The following is a 21,607-nucleotide window of genomic DNA, read 5'->3' as shown; positions in this document are numbered from 1 at the left end:
GATACCCCTTATACTTTTGGTTTGGTTGCTAACAAGTATATCGTATCTACATGATTTTTTCGTTTATTTCCTTATGCATTTCATTTTACAATTTACCAATTTAATCCTTGTCATAAAAAGGCTTATTTGTAATGTGTGTGTAATTTAATCTGACATGTACAAACTGGTTGCTAAAAATGATAAGTTTATTGCAGAAAGTATGTTGACGTTAACGAATCCAATTTACTGATGCGGCACAGGGGGCAAATATTTTGCCATTAAAGCATATGGAGTGAGGAATCAACGTTGCTCCTCCCAAACGAGGCCGATTTCAAAAAGTCTCCGGCTAAAGGAGATGCTGTCCATTTTTGGCAGGCAATTTAATGGTTGCTGTAACATGAATTTTAGTTCCCGAGATAACCAGATAGTTTTTCGAAAAAAATCGACAGAAAATCTATTTTTGTTCATTAACAATAGAGTCTGAGTCAAAATAGCTATAGTGATTTACAATTTAAAATCTATTTAGCGGCAGTTGTGTTGCTGCGTTTGGATTTAGAAACACAATATAACTGATATAAAAATATTTGTTTTTTTGGATGCTGACATTTCTACTCTCAAAAAGGGATGGCGTATAGTGAGCGACGAGGCCTTACTTTCGGAAAGTCCTTGTACATTGGGAATGTTTCGGCAATATGGCATGTTTGTACATAGATATGACGAACGTCATTTCATGTATAGTATAGCACCTACGCGCGAAAACGTCATTAATAACCGAACATTTTTATATCAACTGAACGAAATTTGTGTAAATTTCAATAAATACTATGTAGGATGTTTGTTTCAGCTTTCAGGTAATCTAACAATTTTCATTACTTGGCAGCCGCGCTTAACCAGTTAACAAGCTTTCTTCGTTCATTTTGCAAGCAATATGGTAAAATGGATTTAGAATTGTAAGGGATTACGGTCCGGAGGTGCGGAAAATGAAAGGTGATTACGCTCTGTTTTTTGAGTATTATTACGCGGTTTATGACTATTTACTGGCGTGCAAAGTCCCAGTTAGCGAACATACGTTGCATGATTTCCTGCATACGCAAGAATATTATCGATTATCCCATGAGACGCAACGTTTCGCGAAGCGGTTTGCGGATGAGGTCATTTCAGTGGATCGGTTGTTGCTGGATGAACAGGAAGCGCATGAATGGTATCTCTTCTATTACAAACAGAATTTTCCGGCTGGATACCCTTTCAATCATGCGAACCTGGAATTCATAGAAGGGGAATATGAATTGAAGGAGTTTTCGCCGATAATCGGTCCTCTAGGGCATCAGCCCTTACATGCGGGAATTTTGAGGAAAAGAGTGAATGAAGACTATCTTATTTTCCCCTATTTCAGGAATCAAGCGAAGTTGTCGCACCTCTTTCTAAGGCCTATTGTAAATAAATTAATGACAGAAAACAAATATAACGTCAGAAAATCGATTGAACTCGTCCAACTGTTTGAAGTTGAAGCGGTCGGATCGGGTTGGGAGTCGGCAAGAATCAAAGCCCAAATGGAAGAAGTGTTACAGCAACAGCTACGTTATCGCGCCAGTTATTCCGACATAAAAAAATTGTGGCTGCAGATGATTTTCATCAGTTTCCGCTACGAAAAGGACGAGGCAAGCTATATCCAGTGGGAGCAGTATGACTATGCGGATACAGTCCGGAAATTGGAGAATTTTGCGGCGGTTTTGGATGGAAATCCGGATATCCAGTTGACTGCCGAAGAAGGCGCCTTGCTGAAATGGGTCCGTTTCGTCGTTTTTCGCTCCCGCGGTATGCATGACAGGGCTAAAGAAGAGGCACATAAGTTGTTGGACCGTGAAGAATTGGTTGTAGGAGCAAGCCGACAGCCCTTGTACGCCAAGTTGGACATTGTGCCTGTCAACGACACCTACAAGGAGTTGGTTGTCCGCAAACTGTCGATTGATTTTCGGGATATTTTGGTTTCCTATTTATTGGATAGTTTTATTGCTGAACGGAAATATGAAGCAGCCTTCTTCCTGCTGCAGCAATCCGATCCTTACTTCAAGCATTTCATCCCCCAGTATTACCGTAGCGCCAACCGCAATAAATGGATACCTGGGGAAGAAGAAGTTTCCACAGAACAGCTTTTCCGGGAACAGTTCCAACGGGTGCGCATCGTTTTGGGGGATCATTGGGTCGATGCATTGCATAAAGAGATTGAGGAGGAAATGCAGGCAGGTATTACTCTGAAGCAGGATGCGTTTGATTGGCTGTTGCGCTACCTGTATAATGTGATGAGCATTTTTCATGAAATGCAGGAAAATGAGTTGGCCGATCAGATGAACGCTTTTTATGCGCAAATCCGACTTGCAGAATGAACCAAAAGAAGCAACCGGACTTTGAGTCGGTTGCTTCTTTTGGGTTCTTGTAGTTGAACTCTGAATTGCAGGGGATTCCGCCTAAGCTGACATTACGTCACGGCCAAAAAGCGGCCGTTCTCGTAATATCCTCTTAGTGCTCGATTTCTAGAGTGGGATTTGTCATGGCTCTTGCGATTTTAATCGTGTCTTAGGGCTTCTACCGGGTCGAGGCGGGCTGCTTTTTGGGCAGGCATCAGGCCGGCGACCATGCTGATGATCACGCTAGTGACGATGCCGAATACCGCAAAGGCCGGTGTCATATTCAGGATGGCCGTGTCAAACAGATTCTCCACAATAATATTTCCGACAATGGTGATGAGGTAGGCGATGCCTACGCCCAACAAGCCGCTGAACAGACCAATCAGGAAGGACTCGGAAACGAAGATGCGGCGGATGTCCTTCTTACGTCCACCGATCGCTTTGATGACGCCAATTTCCTGGGTACGTTCCACAACACTGATGTAGAGTACCGTCAAAATCATGATAGCGGACACGAACAAGGAGATGCCAGCGACTCCGGAAAGGATGTAAGTGAAGATATCCAGCATCTGGGTGAAAGTGGAGGCCAGGGCATCCGCTGATGAACCGCGATAACCCAAAGCGGCAACTTCGTCTTTGATGGCTTGGGTGTTGTCAGGATCATCGGAAACCAGGTAGACCACGTTCGGTTCCACTTCCAGATTATTCTCTGCGGTCAAGGTTTCGAAGGAATCGGCTGACATGTAGACAGATTCGAAGGCGCCGATAGCCTGGCCGGCTGAATAGATGCCGCTGATGACATAATTTTTTTCCAGCGATTCACCGTCTACGGTAACGTCCAGGGTCACTTCTTTTCCGATGGCTTCTTCCGCAGTTCCGGCCATCTGATTGGCGACACCTTCTGTAATCAGGATTTCGCCTTCTTCAGGGAACGCCCCATACAGGATGTTCGAATCGGTCATGCCCGAGGTTGTCCCGAAGTTCATGAAGGCATATTTTTCCCCTTCATAGATGACATTGTCGCTGCCGATCGTAAGCGAAGAGTAGGCGAGATTGACTTCAGCCACATGCGGGATGTTCCGCAATTCTTCGAGATTCTCTTCTCCGAACGGATCCGACTGGGTCACCCCGGCTGGAGGACCGGACGGCGCGGAACCGGCAGGAATCTCAGCGCCGGCGGGAGTCATGATCATCATCGAGGAATCGGCGTTTTCGCTACTGTTGTTCGTTTCGATGACGATTGGCATCCGCACTTCGCTGACGAGCGGATTGACGTTGGCGTTCATTGTTTCGGTCAAATAATCATTGACGCCTTCGCCGAGGGATAGCATCACAATGATGCTCATGATGCCGATGCTGCCGCCAAGAGCGATCAGGATGTTACGGGCCAACTTTTCTTTCATATTAAGAAGGGCCAAGCGGATTGCCGCCAAAAAAGTGAGATTTTTGCTCTTGCTTTTTTGCTGCAGCCCGAATGCGTTGTCGTGCAGTGCGAGCTCTCCTTGACGGATGTCACCGATGATTTTCCCGTCATCGATCGTAACGACGCGGGTGGAACGGGCCGCGACCTTTTCCGAGTGGGTAACCATGATGACGAGTTTGCCGGTTTTGGCGATGTCTTGGATGATGTCCAGTACCTGATCGGTTGTCTGTGAGTCCAAAGCGCCGGTAGGTTCATCTGCGATGATGATATCCGGATCATTTACCAACGCACGGGCGATGGCCACACGCTGTTTTTGCCCGCCGGAAAGCTGGCTGGGTTTCTTTTTGTACTGGGCTTCAAGTCCGAGTTGTTTCAATACTTCTCTCGCTCTGGCTATCCGTGTTTTTTTATCGACATTCGACAACGTCATCGCCAACGTGACGTTATCCAGCACGCTGAGGTGGGAAACTAGGTTGAAACTCTGGAAAACGAAGCCGATCTTCTCTTTGTGGTAATTCACGAAATCCTTTTCCCTGAATGTGCTCATGTTTTGTCCGTCAATGGTTATTTCGCCAGAGAACTGGCTGTCCAGACCGCCCAATAGGTTCATCAAGGTCGACTTGCCACTGCCGGATTCGCCGACGATTGAGACCAACTCGCCCTTGTCCAAGGAAAGGTTGACGTCCTTCAGTGCCTGGAAATCTTCCGCGCCGCTGATCGGGTAAAATTTATTCAGATTTTTTAGTTCGACAAAAGCCATAGTGATGGGATGCCTCCTTATTATTTTGAAGAATGACGATGAGTGAGTATTTACTCACTGTGTGATTAGTCCAGTATAGCGATTCGGGAACGGGCTGTCAATGCTATTGCTTGTCGGGTTTCAGTCCTTTGACGATCTGCTGGGTCAGATAGACGATCTCGGCTTCTTTATCGCGCTCCGCATCTGTGAAAAGGACGTAATGGGTCAGGTGGTTGCCGAACAGGACGCTCATGATGAACTGCCAAATGATGGGATTCGGCCAGTCGACGATTTCATTTTTTTCTTTATAGCCGTCGAGAATCGCGTAAATGCCTTCTATCAAGTCTTTTGGGATCATGGTGATGAATTCTTGGCAGCGCTGTTTGTCATACATCATTTCGCTGATGAAGATTTTGCCGGATTGAAAATGTTCTTCAGGCATCATAACGTCCTTGCGAACGATGAATTCCACGAACCGCTCGAACGGCGCATTCTCGGCAGAATTGCGGAACTGCCGCACTTGTGTGAGCGCTTCGGCAGAAATGATATCGCGGAGAATCGGGAAAATCGTAGCGTAAAGCAAGTTTTCCTTGGTCCCGAAGTGCTTGTAGATGGTTCCTTCGGCAACGTTGGCCGCTTTTGCGATATCCTTTGTGCTGGTGTTGGAAAATCCTTGCGTCGAGAAAAGCACTACGCAGGCATCCAATATGTCTTGCATCTTGGGGGACAAACCCTCTTTGCTTCGAATTTTTTGTTTTAAAGCTTCCACAAACTTTTCCATTGAACGTATGCTCCTCTTGGATGATGTTGCTTCCATAGTACTCGGACCGACCGATTAATGCAAGCCGGCGCTATGGTTTGCGCTCTTCCGCGAAATACTTGTGATAAACTGCTGAAAAGATGCTAAGATGAAAGTATGATGAGAACTGGAGGGGAAAAGATGCATAAAAATAAACTTGTTGTGGTGGGTGTGGGTCACGTAGGTTCGTACGTGTTGGCAGATGCGATGAAATTGAGGCTCTTTGCGGAAATCGCCACAATCGATATTCTGGAAAATGTCGCCCATGGGGAAGCGTTGGACCAGGCGCATGCGACCGCTTTGACCTATATGTCGAATGTGGATGTGCATGCCGGGGACTACTCCGATTGCGCGGATGCGGATGTGATCATCATCGCTGCTGGCCCAAGTGTCCTGAAGGATGAAAACAATCCGAATGCCATTCCGGATCGCGCCTCCCTGACCGGGAAAAATGCGGCGGTCATCCGTGAAGTGATGGCGGGAATCACCAAATACACAAAAGAAGCGATCATCATCCTGATCACGAATCCGTTGGACACGGTAACCTATATCGCGGCCAGCGAATTCGACTATCCGGAAGGCCGGATCTTCGGGACCGGTACGATGCTGGACTCGGCCCGTCTGCGGAAAGTGATTGCGCAACAGTATGGAGTGGATCCCAAGAGCGTGACCGGCTACATGATGGGCGAACACGGATTCACTGCCTTCCCGGTGGTGAGCCGCTTGGCCATCAATGGCATCCGTTATGATGAGTTCGCAGCCCATTTCCCGGAAGCGGAGACGTTGGATCCCGAAGCGATCGGAGCAGCCGTCGTACAGGTAGCCTATGATGTCCTGAACGGGAAAGGCTGGACGAACGCCGGGGTTGCGCAGTCCGCCATCACTTTGGCACAGGCAGTTTTGTTGGATGAGAAAAGCGTTCATCCCGTCTGTACGATCTTGCGCGGCCAGTACGGCCATGACGGGGATGTGGCTTTGAGTATGCCTTGCCTGATTGGCCGAAACGGTGTGGAAAAACAATTCGACATCGCGTTGGACGAGTGGGAAACCGCCAAACTGAATGCCTCGATCGACTACATTCAGTTGGCGATGAAGGATGCGAAGACCGGTCCGTTCAAAGATTAAGCAAGAGGGGCTGTCTCACATAGAGATAGCCCAATTTGTGTCAGAAAAATCAAAAAACTGTTCAGATTCTTGCAGCATAAGGAAAAATCCCGTACACGGTGAGTGAACCGACTTGCGGTATTTTGCTCTCCTCCGGCTAGGCGGCTCCGTCTGCTTTGCACCGTTTTAGTAGAAGGTGTTTTTTTGAGTGCGCGTACCTTAAAGGCATCGCAAAATTTGACAAAGGCGCTCTTGGATATCCATAATTAAGATAAGCAAACTGTACAGTTTCATCAGGAACAAATAGAACTGCCGCGGGTGCAAAGGATAGGTGCAGGAAGGGGGAAGGTCTCAAAAAGAGGATGCTATCCGATCATCCGAATGCCTGAAGGGAGTGGCAAAAATGAAAATCAAAGACGCATTTTGGAAAGCCTACAAAGGAATGGGGCGTTCCATCAGTCGTTATCCACTGACCGTGCTTTTCTTGATCGCGGTCGCAGTGTTGAACAGCTTCATGATCGAAAACCCGCGCGAGGATTATGCCCGGTATCTGTTCACTTTCTTGGTCGGGGCCATGCTGAGCATCGTCGGCCAAATGGTTTATGAACGTTTCTTTACGCAACTGAATACCCGTTATCTGCTGATGGGCGGATCCGCATTGCTTACCGCCGGCTATTACTTCGCGGTCGGGCCACAAACGCAGTACAATATAGCGATCAGTGTAAAAACGGGTGTGGCACTGTTCGCTCTCATGATCGCATTTATTTGGATACCTTCGATCAAAAATATCAAAGTGCCTTTCCACCGCAGTTTTTTGTCGGCTCTGAAAGCCTTCTTTACGACAGTGCTTTTTTCAGCCGTATTGACAGCCGGTATCAGCGCCATTTTTTATGCTACGGATTACCTTCTCTTCAATGTCGATTACAAGATTCTGATGCATCTGATGAATATCGTCGCATCATTGTTCGCGCCGATCTATTTCTTGTCGATGACGCCGCTTTACCCGGGCAAACGCGAAGAAATGATACCGGACGAGGCCTGGGCGAAACGAGGGGAAACGCTGGACCGCCAATTTATGGTGCCGCGCTTCCTGGAGGTCCTGATTTCCTACATCATCATCCCGTTGACAGCCATCTACACGCTGATCCTTGTGGTCTATGTTGTTCGGAACATCGCAGGGGAATTCTGGACAGACAACCTGATGGAGCCGCTGCTTGTTTCCTATGCGATCATCGTCATCATCGTCTATATCCTTGCCTGCAATCTCGATAATAAATTCGCCGACCTGTTCCGCAAGATTTTCCCTAAAATCCTGATTCCAATCGTCGTCTTCCAGACTATTGCTTCCTTCCTGAAAATCAGGGAGATGGGCGTGACGCATGGCCGCTATTACGTCATCCTGTTCGGCATCTTCGCGACGATAGCCGGCGTAATCTTCAGTTTCATGAAACCGAAGCACAATGGACTAATCGCCATCGCGCTGCTGGTTCTGTCGGCAATTTCCATCATTCCGCCGATTGATGCCTTTACCGTCAGCAAGAACAACCAAATCAGCTTTTTGGAAAAGAAACTGATGGAAAACGACATGTTGGTGGATGATGCAATCGTGCCGAAAAGTGACGTTTCCCTTAGCGATAAGATTGTCATCACCAAGCTCGCTTCCTACATCGACAATATGGGCTACAATAAAGAGGTAGCCTATCTGCCGAATGACTTCAATGTCTACAGTGACTTCAGCGATACCTACGGATTTGACATGACCTATTCCGAAACGGAGTATCCGCAGGGCGAAGGGGAATTCGTCTACCTGAATTGGGAGGCCAATCCGGTCGTCGGAATTGCCGGTTTCGATGTCATGCTCCATCAGTATCTCTACTACTCCGAAGTCGAAACGAGCACCGGCGAAACGACTGATTTTGAAGCGGACGGTCAACAATACCAATTGGAAAAAAGACTGGAGGATTCGTATTACGTCCTGGTTCTGAAGGACGCAGCAGGTGAAGAACTGCTTGCCTACAATACGGAAGAACTGTACGACACCATTTTTGAGAAATCAACAACATCGGGCTTTGATAAAGGGAACCTGACAGTCGAAGATGCCACAATAACCACTGAAAATGACCGCATCAGAATGACGATTTTGGTCAATTCCCTGGAACGCATGCCGGATTTCGTCGGTGGAGATCTCTACCTCTTCATTGAATTCAAGTAAGTCTTACGGAAAGAATGCTTTCGAAGTCCTGGCTGCGCCGTATGTGCGCTGCCGGGACTTATTTTTTCGCGCAAATGGACATGTGAGGAATGTTGACGCGGAACAACTGCGGTTGGATAAGGATTCGGCGTTGTGGCTTGACGACGTGTGAGGTTTTGTGACCTGATTTGTTATGGCAAATTAGACATCAGCCCAAAAACCCCTTATAGTTAGTTGCATAATTGAATTGCACCCGAAAACGAGGTGCTGATCCGACTCTTGTGTGACTAAAACTTACACGAGTGGGAAGGGAGAGATAACATGGTGTACGGTATGGAGATTGAAGGAAACAAAAAAATATATGATTTCGAATCGGTCATCAGCAGAAAAGGCAAAGGTTCTGTCAAGTGGGATCAGATGCGGCAATGGATGCCGGATGTGGCGGATGATGTGGTGCCGCTTACGGTGGCGGACATGGAATTCCGGACTGCACCTGAGATCACTAAAGGGCTGCAGGCGTATTTGGAAGACAACGTATTGGGGTATAGTATTCCTACTGAAGACTACTACCAAGCAGTGATTGCCTGGCAAAAGCGCCGGCACAATTTTGAACTGGAGAAGGAATGGATCCTGACCAGTCCGGGTGTTGTCTCAGCGCTTTATGCGGCGGTCAGGGCTTATACCCAGCCCGGTGAGGGAGTCGTCGTCATGACGCCGGTCTATTATCCTTTCTTTGAGGCCATCGAAAAAGCAGGACGGAAAGTCGTTCGGAATCCGCTCTTGAATCGTGCGGACGATTATACGATCGATTTCAAAGGGCTGGAACATCTCTGCCGCAAGAAAGAGAACAAGCTGATCATTTTCTGCAGCCCGCATAATCCGGTCGGAAGGGTGTGGACGGAAGAAGAGTTGGCGCGTTTGGCGGATATCGTCATTCGCTATGACATGATCATCATCGCGGATGAAATCCATCACGATCTGATCATGCCTGGCTACGAACATAAAGTTTTCCAGACGCTTTCCCACGCAGTGGCGGAAAGGACGATCACCTGCACTTCACCCTCCAAAACATTCAATCTGGCTGGGCTGTGCAATTCCAATATCATCATCAAAAATGTGGCTTTGCGCAAGAAATTATCTGATGCGCTCGGAAGTGTCTCCTGCGGCATGGTCGGGACGTTGGGCTTGGAAGGATGCCGGATCGCCTACAATGAAGCGGAACAGTGGCTTGATCATCTGATTCCGGTTATCGACAGGAACCAGCATCTGGTGCGTGACTTCTTCGCCGCGAATTTCCCCAAAATAACCGCACCCTTGGTTGAGGGGACGTATCTGCAATGGGTGAACTTCAAAGGGCTGGGATTGTCGGCGGAAGAACTGGAACGGTTCATGCGCGAGGAAGCGCAATTCTTTACCGATGAAGGCTACATCTTCGGGGAAGAGGGTGAAGGCTACGAACGCATCAATCTGGCGGCGCCTACCAAAGTCATCGAAGACGCACTGAACCGTCTAGGGGAAGCTTTATACAGAACGCAGGCAAATAATTGAGACTATGTGACGGAACGCAGACAGTTGTGCGTTCCGTATTTTTTTGCGTGGAAATCATCCCAGGCCGATCAACTCTGTGATATGATGGGTGTACTGTTTTGATCAAATAAGGGAAGGTGTGGGGTTGTGTCGAAAGGAAAAGGGAAAGTGATGCTGTCGATGCTGATATTCGGGACAATCAGCATCTTCGTCAAAAATATCGATTTGGCTTCCAATCAGGTCGCCTTCTTCCGGGGCGCTTTGGGGAGTCTGTTCCTCTGGGGAACATTGTGGGTGCGCAAGGAAAGAATCCCTTTGGCTCTGGTCAGAAAAAACGCAAAATTCCTGTTGTTGTCGGGTTTTGCGGTCGGCATGAACTGGATCTTGCTGTTTGAGGCGTTCCGTTATACGACGGTTTCGAATGCGACATTGAGCTATTATTTCCAGCCGATTTTCATGACGTTGTTGGCGCCGTTCGTCTTCAAGGAATCATTGACTGCGAAGAAGATCGCTTGCGTCCTGTTGGCGATGCTAGGGATGTTCCTGATCATCGGCGTGAGCCCGAATGCGGGGGATTACAATCATCCGGTCGGGATCGGATTCGGATTGGCTGCAGCATTTTTCTATGCGGTAGCGATTATGTCCAACAAAAAAATCGCGGGTCTTGGCGGGATCCCTTTGACTGCTTTGACGCTCGTTATCGCAACCGGAATCCTGACACCATATGTCGCTCTGACTTCAGGTTTTGGATTGGGCCAATTGACGGGGGGCTCCATCATCAGCCTGCTGGTTTTGGGCATCATCCACACGGGGATCGCATATGTGCTGATGTTTGCGGGCGCTCAGGCGGTTGAGAGCCAGACATTCGCTGTGCTCAGCTATGTGGATCCGGTGACGGCGATCGCGGTTTCGGCGCTGTTTCTGAAAGAGGACCTGTCGCCGATGCAATTGGCGGGTGGCGTGCTGATCCTGGCAGCGGCCTTCCTGAACGAGTTTCTGGGCAACCGGGAGAAACAGATAACGGTCATCGAAGAGTAACGGGATGATTCCGAATGCCTTACCTGTGCAGCCGCAGTTGCCGGCTTTTCCGCTCGCCCGCTCGCTCATCGGAAGAGGCGACGGAAAAGTGTGCGCAGCTCCGATGAAGGAGCCGCCACCGGAGGACGCCGGTAATAATCAGCCTGAACTCCGATGAAGCCACTCTTGTCGGAGAACGCAATCGGAATGCATCCTGAACTGCGGCGAAGCCTCCGTTCGCCGGAGAAGAACACGCAGCTACCGGCATGCTTTATCCGCAAGGGGCTTCGGTTGTGCTTCTTCACCATTTCCTGTAAGCTTGAACTAACCGCAACAGGAAACTTTTTGAGCACAGGGATTAAGGAGGATACGCGTATGGGTCTATTTGGATTTCTCTCGGTTTTGAATCTCGCGCTCTATATTGGAGGCATTGTTTTTGTCATTTATGTCATCCTTCAATTTCTGAAACTCGGCAGAGAGAGGAACGACCAATTGCAACAAATACTGGAAGACTGGCCATCATTTTAGGCGCATGAAACATTTTGGAAACCTGTGAAACACCTACGGTGAAGCACTTTTCAATTCGAAAAATTTTATACTTTCCTGCTATATGAGAAAAAACCGGACAAATTTGTCCGGTTTTTTTGTTGAGCAGAATGCCTCATTGCGTATGGCAGTACGCGGATAAGGCAATTTCTTCTCAAAGATGGAGTCATTGTTCCGACGCTTACTGACTGAGCGATCTCGCGCCGGGAGAAACCTGCTAATAAGAAATGAAGGTTCCTCTTTTATGGATGCATTCAGTATAAGCCCTAACGGTTTAGGAAAAAAGATGCCGAGTCCCGAATGAGAGAAAACTTTCACAACTTGCTTTCAAACGGTTTGAAAACTGAGAGGATCCTTTCAGAGGAAATGGTTGACCTGGTGAATTCTCACCAAGTGAAGCGGCTGATTTTTTTGTAGAAATCCATTTTCATTGCAACATTGTGATCGTAATCGAGTTTGAAATAGCTGGTGTAGAGACAGTCCAACAAAAACAGCAATGAAAGCCGGGTCGAAAACGAAGAAATCTTATTGTAATGGCTTTCATTCGAACTCATGTACAGGTGGTGCGTGGCAGCGCTTGCGAAAGGAATCTCATCAGTGGATGTGATCAACAGGATGGGCGATCGGTTTTTTTTCAGGATACTCACAATTTCAGGAATGACCGTACCCCTGCCTCCATATGAAACAACAATCGACAGGTGTGAGGGATCACTGGCAGCCGCCGTCAGACGTTGATGGTATTCTTCGACCGGGACATTGACGAACCTGCCGATTTCCTGCATCTGAAACTTGAAATTCTCGGCGAAAAACAGGTTCCCGGCGGAGGTATAAAGATCGATGGCTGTTTTCTTTTTCATCAGAGAAGCCGCCTGCCGCAGCTGCTCCAGATCGAGATTATTGAGCGAGGACACAACCGTCTGTTCGTAGAGTTCCTGCATCGTCCGTGTGATCTGATATTGGGTTTCATTGGGATGGATCGGATAGTTGAAATCCAGCGTCTTGCGCTCCTTCAGATAATCGCCGACCGAAGCCGAAACGAGGATCTTCAATTCGGAAAGTCCGGTCAGATCCAACTTTTTGCATAAGCGGTAAATCGTTGCGTTCGAAATGAAACTGGCTTCGCTGATTTCCGCGGAAGTCATCTTCACGAAAGCCTCGGGATTTTCTTTTATATAGGCAACCAAAATTTTCTCGTTTTCGGTCAGGCTGACCAAATTGTCCATTTTGCTGAAGATATTCATCTATCGTCACCTCATTTCTTTAAAAAGATGCGCAGGAAATCCGATTCCGAAAGCATCGTCAAATTGTGGCCGCTGCCCTGCAGTTCGCGGACGGATTGGATTTTGCGGCTCTCACCCGGTGTGCCGATTTTGCGCCAATCGCTGTCGGCGACGACGAGGTAGAGGGTCTCATAACTCAGATTGGCATCGAAATGGCCGCCGACATCGACGACGAGCTGCGCCAGATCGTTGCGCTTCAGTTTCTGGAAACGGCCGGTGAAGCAGACGTGCTTGTCGTAAAAGACGTGCTCCTTTTCGAACAGTAGGCTTTTCGGCTTCAGCGGGGCCGTCGCTTTTGTTCGTCTGGCAGGCGTACTTTTACCGCCTTTCGCGACGCCGAAGCTATGCGAGAACAATTTGCCCATCCGGTACTGGTATTCGTCAAGAAAGCCTTGGATTTCATAATCGTATTGCGCCAGCATCTTGCTGGTGATCAACCCGCAGGCGACCGCATCCTCCACTGCGTTATGGTGGTTATCGATGGTCATGCCGAAGTAGTCCAACACAGTCGGCAAGCGGTTGTTGTGCAGGTCCAGCATGCGCTGCGCCATCTTGCAGGAACAGAAAAATTCGTTCTGCATCTTCGGCAATTTGTAGGTTTCGATCGTTTGCTGCAGGCACTTCATATCGAATTGGGCAAAGTGAGCCACAAGCGGATCTGCGCCGATGAACGAACGGATTTCCGGATAAAGGCCGGCAAAGTCAGGTTCCCGCGCGACCATGTCCTCGGTGATGCCGTGGATCTGGATGTTTCCGTGGCTGAAATATTGGCGCGGATTGATGAGCGCATAGTAGCGATCAACTTCCTTGCCGTCGGAAAAACGGCTCAGGCCGATGGAACAGACGCTGTCACCCCGGCTGTTTGCAGTTTCAAAGTCAATGGCGACGTAATCCATGTGCATACTCCTTTTGGTTATTTAGTGAAAATGAATAAATGGCCTATTGCTGCTGCAAAGCTATGATCTCTTGGTAATAAGGGATCATGCTGCCCAGAGCGGCACCAATGATGAAAAACAACAGCATGCGGATGAGCAGGTAAGCCCAGCTTTCCGAGTAGTCACGCTCCGGATTTTTGTTCGAGCGCCGGAAGAGGAAGAACATGCCGATTCCCGCGATCCAGCCGATTCCCGACAGGAGCGCCTGCGACGCCACCGGATTCAGGTAGCCGATCACGAAGCCGACAACCGTGGCAAAGGCCAACAAAAGTCGCTGCTGCATTTTTTCTGTCATCAAAATTTCCCCCTTTTTCGTAAACCCATTCTACCACAAAGCATGCTTCGAGAATACGGTTGTGATCCGGCAAAGACAAGCAGAGTACGCATCTGTCGACAAACCGATCACCGAAAACCACAACAAACCTGACGGATCGCACTTTTGTCGGGCGTCCGCCCAGGATAGCATCCCCGAATGACGAGAGAGTACACATCTGTCGACAAAACAATCACCGAAAACCACAACAAACCTGACAAATCGTCCTTTTGTCGGGCGTTTGCAACTCTTAGCCGTCCCGACAGCGGACATCCAACGATTCATCCGGTTGCAAGTAAAAAACCGTCTCATTACGAGACGGTCGCTAACGGTTTTACAGGAACAGCAGACCATCGAGATCGAGGATGATGATTTCGCGGTGGTTCAGTTGTTTGATGAGGTGATGATCCTCCAATGAGCCCATCTTCCTGCTGATCGTTTCCGGTGTCGTCCCGAGGTAGGAAGCGAGATCCTTCTTCGACATCGGCAAAGCAATGGTGTCGCCGTCTTTCTTGGCCAGTTCGGCAAGGTAGAGGGCCAAGCGCGCTTCGACTTTTTCGGTCGCCACATAGGTCGTCTGCCTTTCCGATTTTTCCAGACGGTTGGAGAATTCCTGCAGCAATTTCAGCGAAATGGCAGGGTATTTCAACAAAAAGTGCTGCAGATCGCTCCTTTTCATCCGGCAAACTTGGGTCTCCTTCACCGCTTCGGCATAGGCTTCGTGCTTCGATTCGCTGAAGAGGGCCAACTCACCGGTGAAATCGCCCGGATTGAGGAAACGCACGAGCTGCTCTTTTCCGGACTCGGCCAGCCGGTAAATGCGGATCAGGCCGGAATGGAGGATGTAGAGTGTATCCGACGTATCACCGGGGCGGTAGAGCAGTTCGCCTTTTTTGTAGGTCGCCGGATGCGTGACGGACATGATTTCGTCCATCTGATCCGGCTCCAAGTGATTGAAGATCGGCACCAGCGAAATGCAGGAGCGGTGAGCGTTGCAAGAGCACGCGCCACTGCAGTTGTGGGCAGTTTTAGTTTGTTCATTCATTTGGCAAATCCTCCGTTTCGGAATGGGACAGGCAGTCTTGGTTGCTTAAATTGTACCGCAATCCACCGTCTGCGTGCGAATTTTATCTTAGTGCGATGTTCGATGTCCGGTTGAACCCGATCAGACGCATGGCGTTCAGGATGACGGCCAGGATGCTGGCTTCGTGGATGAACATGCCGCTGGCGAGATGGACGGAACCCATCAGCACGCCCGCCAAAAGGAAGAAAACGACCCCTACCGCAATGGCGATGTTCTGTTTCATGTTGCGCATGGTCGCCTTTGATAGCGAATAAGCGTGGGAAAACTGCATCAGTTTGTCGGCCATCAGCACAACGTCGGCCGTCTCCATCGAGATATCGGTCCCACCTTCGCCCATGGCCAAGCCGATGTCGGCTGTCGCGATGGCAGGTGCATCGTTGATACCGTCACCGGCCATCGCCACGACGGCTCCTTCAGCCTGCAACTGTTTGACGAACCGCACTTTATCCTCCGGCAGCAGCTCGGCATGGAAGGCATCCAGTTTCAGCTGCTCAGCAACCGCTTGGGCGGTATGCCGGTTGTCACCCGTCAGCATGATGATCTGTTTGATACCGTTGCGGCGCATTTCGGCCAAAGCCTGTGGTGCGTCCTCACGAATCTGATCGGCGATCGAGAAGAGCCCGGCAAGCGTGCCGTCGATGGCGATGAAAACGACGGTATTGCCGGTTTTTTCGCGTGCAATTGCGTAACTTTCTGCTGCTTCATTTATCAAGATTCCGGTCTGCGCCATCAGTTTGCGGTTGCCGGCGATGAGACGGCGGCCGTCCACAGTCGCTTTCAATCCGTGGCCTTTGATCACTTCCGTATCTTTCGGTGCAGCGCCCATTTCCAGGCCTTGTTGATGTGCGTATTTCACGATTGTTTGTCCGAGATGGTGTTCGGAAATGCGCTCCGCCGAAGCCGTCAGATGCAGCAGTTCGCTGCGATCGACAGCACCGAGGATATGGATATCGGTCACTTCCGGTTTGCCTTTTGTCAGCGTGCCGGTCTTGTCGAAAACGAGCGTATCGACTTTGGAAAAACGATCCATAACCTCGCCGCCTTTCACGAGCACGCCGTATTTGGCGCCGTTACCGATGCCGGCCACGTTCGATACCGGCGCTCCAATCACGAGGGCGCCAGGGCACGCGATCACAAGGAAAGTGATGGCAAGATGCAAGTCACGCGTCCAAGCGTAAACGATGACGGAAAGCACCACAATGGCCGGCGTGTAAAAGTTGGCGAAGGCATCGAGGAAACGTTCGGCCTTGGATTTGGATTCCTGCGCCTCTTCGACCAATTCGATGATTTTAGCGAAAGTTGTGTCATCGCCGACTTTTTCCGCGATCATTTCGATGAAACCATCATCCACCAATGTCCCCGAAAAGACTTTGTCATCCAAGGATTTGTTGGCCGGGACCGATTCGCCCGTCACGGCGGCTTCGTTGATGGCGGCTTGGCCCTTCACGATGATGCCGTCTACCGGGATTTTGCCGCCCGGCTTGATCAGTAAGCGGTCTCCGACAGAAACTTCCTCCACCGAAACCACCGTCTGGACATCCCCGCGCAGAATCGTGGCTTCCTGAGGCGCCATGTCGATCAAAGAGCGTAGAGAAGAGCGGGTCTTTTCCAAGGTGCGTGCTTCCAGGAAGTCACCGAACAGAAACAGGAAGGTGACGACGGAAGACTCCGTATATTCGCGGATGAACAGCGCACCGATGACTGCAATCGTCACCAGCAGCTCGATGCTGAAAGCTTTCATCCGCAACGCCAGATAGGCTTTGTACATGATCGGAACCACCGCGATGAGCGTCGCGAGGATAAGCGCGAAGTCAGCAGCAGTGGTATATCCGAGGGTTTTCAAAGCAAAACCGATGACGATTAGGAAGCCTGATAGTGCGGTAATGCGGTTTTTGTATTTATTTATCCATTTGATCATTTGAATGACCTCCTCTGGTATTTTCCTATAGCCTAATCATACGCCATTAAGCAGGAAAGCGACTTGATGGGGGTCAAGCTTTGGATGCGGAAATCAGATCGGCAGCACCTCAACCGTTTTCCTCCGGCGAACGGAGGCTACACCGGAGTACGGCCCACATTTAAGTCCTGTGCTCCTACGAGAACCTGCTCGCAGGAGAAGAGACCCGCACATTACCGCTGTTCTCCTGCGTGGGAAGCCTCACCGGAGGAGCGCAGCGACTTCTTCGCTCAATGATATCCGAATACAAAAAAAGCTGCCCGCAAATTGCAGGCAGCCGAGTCCTTTGTCAGGACAGATATAAATAGAAGACTAAATCGCATCCCCATCAACAACAGCAGCTTCATCATTCAGGATGGAGGAGTCGAATTCTCCGATGTTGCGGGAAGAAACGACGCCGGCCAACATGCTGTCGTTGACGTTTGTCAGCGTGCGCATCATATCGATGACTGGTTCTACTGAGATGACCAATCCGGCGATTGTGACAGGCAAGTTCATGGCGCCCAGAACAATCAAAGCGGCGAAAGTCGCGCCGCCGCCGACACCGGCAACCCCGAAGGAACTGATCGTCACGACCAGGATTAGCGTTAGGACGAAGCCGATGCTGGTGACGTCAATGCCCAAAGTCGGTGCCACGATGGTCGCCAACATGGCAGGGTAGACGCCCGCGCAACCGTTCTGACCGATGGATAGGCCGAAGCTGGCAGCGAAGTTGGCAGAGGCATCATCGACGCCCAAAGCTTTCGTTTGTGTTTCAACGTTCAACGGCAGTGCGCCGGCGCTGGAACGGGCAGTGAAGGCGAAGCTCAAGACTGGGAAAGCTTTTTTGAAGTAGGTGATCGGATTGACGCCGACAGCCGTCAGAATCAAGCTGTGCACCAGCAGGACAACCAGCAAAGCGGCATAGGAAGCGACCACGAACAGTCCCAAGTTGACGATGGCTTGGTAACTGGATGTCGCCATCATTTTGGTCATCAAGGCCAAGATTCCGTAAGGAGTCAGGCGCAGAACCAAAGTAACGATGCGCATAACGATGGATTGGATGACTTGTAACCCTTTCTTGAACAAAGCAGCATTTTCAGGTTGTTTTTTCTTGATGCCCATATAAGCGATCCCGACAAAAGCGGAAAAGACTACAACGGCAATCGTGCTCGTGCTACGCAGACCGGCCAGATCCTGAAAAATATTGGTCGGGATGAAGCTGAGCACTTGGCCAGGGATCGTCAAATCAGCGACTTGCGTCTGTTGGGTAGTCAAGGCTTCGATCCTTGCAGTTTCAGCGGAACCTTGCGTGAATTGTGCGCCGTCAAGATTGAAGAGGATGACGGATGCCCAGCCGATAAGGGCAGCGATGGCGGTTGTGCCTAACAAAGTGCCAAGAACGGATCCGCTGATTTTTCCGAGATTCTTCGTTTCCTCGATGCGGGTGAATGCACCCACGATTGAAACGAAGATCAACGGGATGATCAGCATCTGCAGGAAGCGGACATAACCGTTGCCGACGATATTGATCCAATCGATGGCGGTCAATGTGATTGTGCTGTCCGGTGCGAAAAGCAGCTGGATGGCTGCCCCGAAGATGACCCCCAGAGCCAACGCGATGAAGACGCGTCTTGAGAACTTGACATGTTTGGCCCCCAAACGGTAAAGCGCGAAAAGCAATGCTGCAAAGACTAGCAAAATAGCGACGATGGAAAAGATTTCCATAAAAAATTCCTCCTTTAAAATATAATGCCTGACTGAAAACAGATGCCGGATGAAATAGAAAAATGAGTGCCATTCGCATCCCTTTTCCGAGAACCAAAAAAGCCCTCGTCCCTATACTCCAAATGCTTGGAATACAGGGACGAAAGCTCTTCGTGATCCACCCTAGTTCGCACGACCCTCGCGGATCCTGCCTCATGAAGTACGCAGAACAAGCCATACTTCTGTACGCTATCGGGTACAAACCGAAACGGCACTAACGCACCGCTTTGCTCCGAGACGCATTTTCGCTATCCTGACCATGCCTCTTCCCACCAACCGAGGCTCTCTTTGATGACCGTGAAAGGTACTTCTTCTCTTCAACGCACAACTTATTCTCATTTGTGTTTTCATGATAGCACGCTTATTTTTCAAAAGCAACTGATATCCCTCGGTTCGGGAATAATTGAATTTGCGGGAGTGAGGATACAGAAAAATGAATTACTGCCCGGAATCCATGTTTCAGGACACCTTCGACAGTAAAAAAGAAGGGGCCGCCACTCAATTGTGGCGACCCCTAAAAAAGCTAGGATTCTTTGACCGATTGGACTTCGTAACCCAGTTTTTGGATTGTTTCACTGATATCGCTAGCTGAAGTTTTGTTGCCGTCGAATGCGGCTTTGACTTTGCTTGAGTTGAACAACACTTTGACGGTTTCGACACCCTCGATTTTACTGACGGCGGATTCGATTTTCTTGATGCACGATGGGCAAGTGACGGGGCCCAATTGGATAACGGCTTGGTTCATGATTCATTCCTCCTGTGTGTCTGGTATGACTCCAGTATAAGCGGAATAAGTTGGAAAGGACTTGACCGGCATCAAGTATTCGAAATCATTTTACGTCGTAATCGTAGAAGATGCGGCCTTCCAATTTGCAACGGTCGTAATCCTCCAGGACAGCTTTGACTTGATTGGATAGATAGAAGAGACCGAATAAATTGGGGATGACCATGAGGGCGTTGAACGTATCGGCAAGCATCCAAACGATATCGACTTCCTGAAGCGCGCCCAGGAAAATGAAGATCGCCACTAGAATCTGGTAAGGCAAGACGCCTTTCGTTCCGAACAGATATTTGATGTTCGATTCGCCAAAGTAGTACCAGCCGATGATCGTCGTGAAGGCGAAGAAAGTCAGGCAGATGGCCAAAAGGACGGATCCACCGCCTCCGAACGCGATCGAAAATGCGGCTTGGGTCACTTGTGCACCTTTCAAGGCAGGATCCAGATAGGATTCGGTCACCAAGATGATCAGTGCCGTAGCGGAGCAGACGACGACGGTATCGATGAATACACCGACCATCGCTGCCAACCCTTGTTGTACGGGATGATCAACGTGCGCGACGGCATGCGCGTGCGGCGTCGAACCCATTCCGGCTTCGTTGGAGAACAGGCCCCGTGCCACACCTTTTTGGACTGCAGCTCTTACGGATGCTCCGGCGATACCGCCGATAGCGGCTTGCGGCGTAAAGGCTCCGACAAAAATTATTTTGAGGGCAGGGCCAACATTATCACGGAAGAGGAATAAAATAACGAGACTGGCGACGATATATACAAGTGCCATGATCGGGACGACGAATTCGGCGAATGAAGCAATGCGTTTCATTCCGCCTGCGAAAATCAGGATGGCTGCCACAGCAATCAGGAAGCCGGTCACCCATTCCGGAATGGCGAAGGCGGTGGTAACGGCCGATGCGATCGAGTTCGATTGCACCATGTTGCCGATGAATCCCAGCGCTACGATCAGCGAAACTGAGAAAAATTTAGCCAAAGCATTGGATCCGACCCCTTTGGAAAGGTAGAAGGCCGGTCCGCCGACAAGATCGCCCTTGTTGCGGTCGCGCATCCGGTAGACCTGAGCCAGGATGGCTTCATTGAAGATCGTACCCATACCAAGGAAAGCGGACACCCACATCCAGAAAATGGCGCCCGGTCCACCGCCTAGGATGGCCGTTGCCACACCCGCGACGTTCCCTGTGCCGACTTGAGCCGCTATGGCTGTCGCAAGAGCTTGGAAGGAAGACATCGAACCTTCTTGGGAAGCATCTTTTTTGAATATTTTACCGAAAACTTGCTTGAAAGCTTCCCACATGCGCGTGATTTGCGGGAAACCGAAGCGGAACGAGAAGAACAATCCCGCGAACAGCAGGCCGTATGTCAGGAAATAATCCCATAAGAGAACATTCACATAGTTGGCCAAAAAACTATATATCGCATCCATATAATACCAAATCCTCCAATAGGTGCATTCACACCATTTTGTTATGTATCTTTGATATTCTATCGATATCCCATGGCGGTGTCAATGGGATTGTGAAATTTTCATTAGGGAAAAACGACCGAAGAAGAGAGTTGGATTAGATTTTTGTGACGAAAAACACATTTTTCGTGCTTGGGACTGCGCTTAGGCGCAGAAGGGATTGTGTTTTTTCGGATGATTAGAATATGATGAGGTTCGAGGGTGGTAAAGCCGATTGGAATTCAGAAGAACTGCTCAGGCCAATATTCTACCTAGCGTTTGGGCTCGAGAATGTCGAATAGGTGAAGAACATTCAACTATCTGACCC

General features: G+C 49.5%; 16 protein-coding genes. 6 read left to right on the top strand and 10 right to left on the bottom strand.

What is annotated here, in order from left to right:
• Positions 1 to 959 precede the first annotated feature (959 nt).
• Positions 960 to 2,363 (top strand): hypothetical protein, encoded by a 1,404-nt coding sequence (locus ACTCCX_RS06765; RefSeq protein WP_463275290.1) that lies wholly within the window; start codon positions 960 to 962, stop codon positions 2,361 to 2,363.
• A 179-nt stretch (positions 2,364 to 2,542) separates the two neighbouring features.
• Here ACTCCX_RS06765 and ACTCCX_RS06760 read toward each other — a convergent pair whose 3' ends face one another.
• Both ACTCCX_RS06760 and ACTCCX_RS06755 read right to left on the bottom strand, forming a co-directional pair.
• Positions 2,543 to 4,567, bottom strand: a complete 2,025-nt coding sequence (locus ACTCCX_RS06760; RefSeq protein WP_463275289.1) for an ABC transporter ATP-binding protein/permease — start codon at positions 4,565 to 4,567, stop codon at positions 2,543 to 2,545.
• A 103-nt stretch (positions 4,568 to 4,670) separates the two neighbouring features.
• On the bottom strand, positions 4,671 to 5,264 hold the full coding sequence (locus ACTCCX_RS06755) for a TetR/AcrR family transcriptional regulator (protein WP_463275288.1): 594 nt from the start codon (positions 5,262 to 5,264) through the stop codon (positions 4,671 to 4,673).
• A 222-nt stretch (positions 5,265 to 5,486) separates the two neighbouring features.
• Here ACTCCX_RS06755 and ACTCCX_RS06750 point away from each other — a divergent pair, with 222 nt between their 5' ends.
• From ACTCCX_RS06750 to ACTCCX_RS06730, 5 genes are all read left to right on the top strand, one after another.
• Complete coding sequence (locus tag ACTCCX_RS06750; RefSeq protein WP_463275287.1) at positions 5,487 to 6,470, top strand: lactate/malate family dehydrogenase; 984 nt, start codon at positions 5,487 to 5,489, stop codon at positions 6,468 to 6,470.
• 382 nt (positions 6,471 to 6,852) lie between these two features.
• Positions 6,853 to 8,661 carry a DUF4153 domain-containing protein gene (locus tag ACTCCX_RS06745; RefSeq protein WP_463275286.1) on the top strand — a complete coding sequence of 603 codons (1,809 nt, stop codon included), beginning with the start codon at positions 6,853 to 6,855 and terminating at the stop codon, positions 8,659 to 8,661.
• A gap of 300 nt (positions 8,662 to 8,961) precedes the next feature.
• Positions 8,962 to 10,188, top strand: coding sequence for a MalY/PatB family protein (locus tag ACTCCX_RS06740; RefSeq protein WP_463275285.1), 1,227 nt, complete (start codon positions 8,962 to 8,964; stop codon positions 10,186 to 10,188).
• A 126-nt stretch (positions 10,189 to 10,314) separates the two neighbouring features.
• Entirely contained in the window at positions 10,315 to 11,205 is an 891-nt protein-coding gene (locus tag ACTCCX_RS06735; RefSeq protein ID WP_463275284.1) for a DMT family transporter, read from the top strand.
• Between the two features lie 186 nt (positions 11,206 to 11,391).
• Entirely contained in the window at positions 11,392 to 11,712 is a 321-nt protein-coding gene (locus ACTCCX_RS06730; protein ID WP_463275283.1) for a hypothetical protein, read from the top strand.
• A 404-nt stretch (positions 11,713 to 12,116) separates the two neighbouring features.
• Here the strand turns inward: ACTCCX_RS06730 and ACTCCX_RS06725 are convergent, their stop codons facing one another.
• The 8 genes from ACTCCX_RS06725 to ACTCCX_RS06690 form a co-directional block, all read right to left on the bottom strand.
• A complete protein-coding gene (locus ACTCCX_RS06725) occupies positions 12,117 to 12,971 on the bottom strand; it encodes a MurR/RpiR family transcriptional regulator (protein WP_463275282.1) in 855 nt (284 codons plus the stop codon).
• Between the two features lie 11 nt (positions 12,972 to 12,982).
• Positions 12,983 to 13,906 carry an exonuclease domain-containing protein gene (locus ACTCCX_RS06720; RefSeq protein WP_463275281.1) on the bottom strand — a complete coding sequence of 308 codons (924 nt, stop codon included), beginning with the start codon at positions 13,904 to 13,906 and terminating at the stop codon, positions 12,983 to 12,985.
• Positions 13,907 to 13,949: 43 nt separating this feature from the next.
• Positions 13,950 to 14,240, bottom strand: coding sequence for a hypothetical protein (locus tag ACTCCX_RS06715; RefSeq protein ID WP_463275280.1), 291 nt, complete (start codon positions 14,238 to 14,240; stop codon positions 13,950 to 13,952).
• A gap of 352 nt (positions 14,241 to 14,592) precedes the next feature.
• Positions 14,593 to 15,303: a Crp/Fnr family transcriptional regulator gene (locus ACTCCX_RS06710; RefSeq protein ID WP_463275279.1), complete on the bottom strand. Its 711-nt coding sequence runs from the start codon at positions 15,301 to 15,303 to the stop codon at positions 14,593 to 14,595.
• Positions 15,304 to 15,385: 82 nt separating this feature from the next.
• A complete protein-coding gene (locus ACTCCX_RS06705; RefSeq protein ID WP_463275278.1) occupies positions 15,386 to 17,260 on the bottom strand; it encodes a heavy metal translocating P-type ATPase in 1,875 nt (624 codons plus the stop codon).
• Between the two features lie 351 nt (positions 17,261 to 17,611).
• The gene (locus ACTCCX_RS06700) at positions 17,612 to 19,006 is read right to left on the bottom strand and encodes an L-cystine transporter (RefSeq protein ID WP_463275277.1); all 1,395 of its coding nucleotides are present in this window, start codon (positions 19,004 to 19,006) and stop codon (positions 17,612 to 17,614) included.
• 562 nt (positions 19,007 to 19,568) lie between these two features.
• Positions 19,569 to 19,790: a heavy-metal-associated domain-containing protein gene (locus ACTCCX_RS06695; RefSeq protein WP_463275276.1), complete on the bottom strand. Its 222-nt coding sequence runs from the start codon at positions 19,788 to 19,790 to the stop codon at positions 19,569 to 19,571.
• 85 nt (positions 19,791 to 19,875) lie between these two features.
• Positions 19,876 to 21,261, bottom strand: a complete 1,386-nt coding sequence (locus ACTCCX_RS06690) for an alanine/glycine:cation symporter family protein (protein WP_463275275.1) — start codon at positions 21,259 to 21,261, stop codon at positions 19,876 to 19,878.
• Positions 21,262 to 21,607: the final 346 nt, after the last annotated feature.

The organism is Trichococcus sp. (assembly GCF_055118575.1).
This window is presented reverse-complemented; position numbering and strand designations above follow the sequence as displayed.

Excerpts from the sequence above, each read along its gene's own strand:
- ACTCCX_RS06715 (WP_463275280.1), bottom strand. The coding sequence starts at position 14,240 with ATGACAGAAAAAATGCAGCAGCGACTTTTGTTGGCCTTTGCCACGGTT.
- ACTCCX_RS06730 (WP_463275283.1), top strand. The coding sequence starts at position 11,392 with ATGCATCCTGAACTGCGGCGAAGCCTCCGTTCGCCGGAGAAGAACACG.
- ACTCCX_RS06705 (WP_463275278.1), bottom strand. The coding sequence starts at position 17,260 with ATGATCAAATGGATAAATAAATACAAAAACCGCATTACCGCACTATCA.
- ACTCCX_RS06760 (WP_463275289.1), bottom strand. The coding sequence starts at position 4,567 with ATGGCTTTTGTCGAACTAAAAAATCTGAATAAATTTTACCCGATCAGC.
- ACTCCX_RS06710 (WP_463275279.1), bottom strand. The coding sequence starts at position 15,303 with ATGAATGAACAAACTAAAACTGCCCACAACTGCAGTGGCGCGTGCTCT.
- ACTCCX_RS06720 (WP_463275281.1), bottom strand. The coding sequence starts at position 13,906 with ATGGATTACGTCGCCATTGACTTTGAAACTGCAAACAGCCGGGGTGAC.
- ACTCCX_RS06755 (WP_463275288.1), bottom strand. The coding sequence starts at position 5,264 with ATGCAAGACATATTGGATGCCTGCGTAGTGCTTTTCTCGACGCAAGGA.
- ACTCCX_RS06745 (WP_463275286.1), top strand. The coding sequence starts at position 6,853 with ATGAAAATCAAAGACGCATTTTGGAAAGCCTACAAAGGAATGGGGCGT.
- ACTCCX_RS06725 (WP_463275282.1), bottom strand. The coding sequence starts at position 12,971 with ATGAATATCTTCAGCAAAATGGACAATTTGGTCAGCCTGACCGAAAAC.
- ACTCCX_RS06700 (WP_463275277.1), bottom strand. The coding sequence starts at position 19,006 with ATGGAAATCTTTTCCATCGTCGCTATTTTGCTAGTCTTTGCAGCATTG.
- ACTCCX_RS06740 (WP_463275285.1), top strand. The coding sequence starts at position 8,962 with ATGGTGTACGGTATGGAGATTGAAGGAAACAAAAAAATATATGATTTC.
- ACTCCX_RS06765 (WP_463275290.1), top strand. The coding sequence starts at position 960 with ATGAAAGGTGATTACGCTCTGTTTTTTGAGTATTATTACGCGGTTTAT.
- ACTCCX_RS06750 (WP_463275287.1), top strand. The coding sequence starts at position 5,487 with ATGCATAAAAATAAACTTGTTGTGGTGGGTGTGGGTCACGTAGGTTCG.
- ACTCCX_RS06690 (WP_463275275.1), bottom strand. The coding sequence starts at position 21,261 with ATGGATGCGATATATAGTTTTTTGGCCAACTATGTGAATGTTCTCTTA.
- ACTCCX_RS06695 (WP_463275276.1), bottom strand. The coding sequence starts at position 19,790 with ATGAACCAAGCCGTTATCCAATTGGGCCCCGTCACTTGCCCATCGTGC.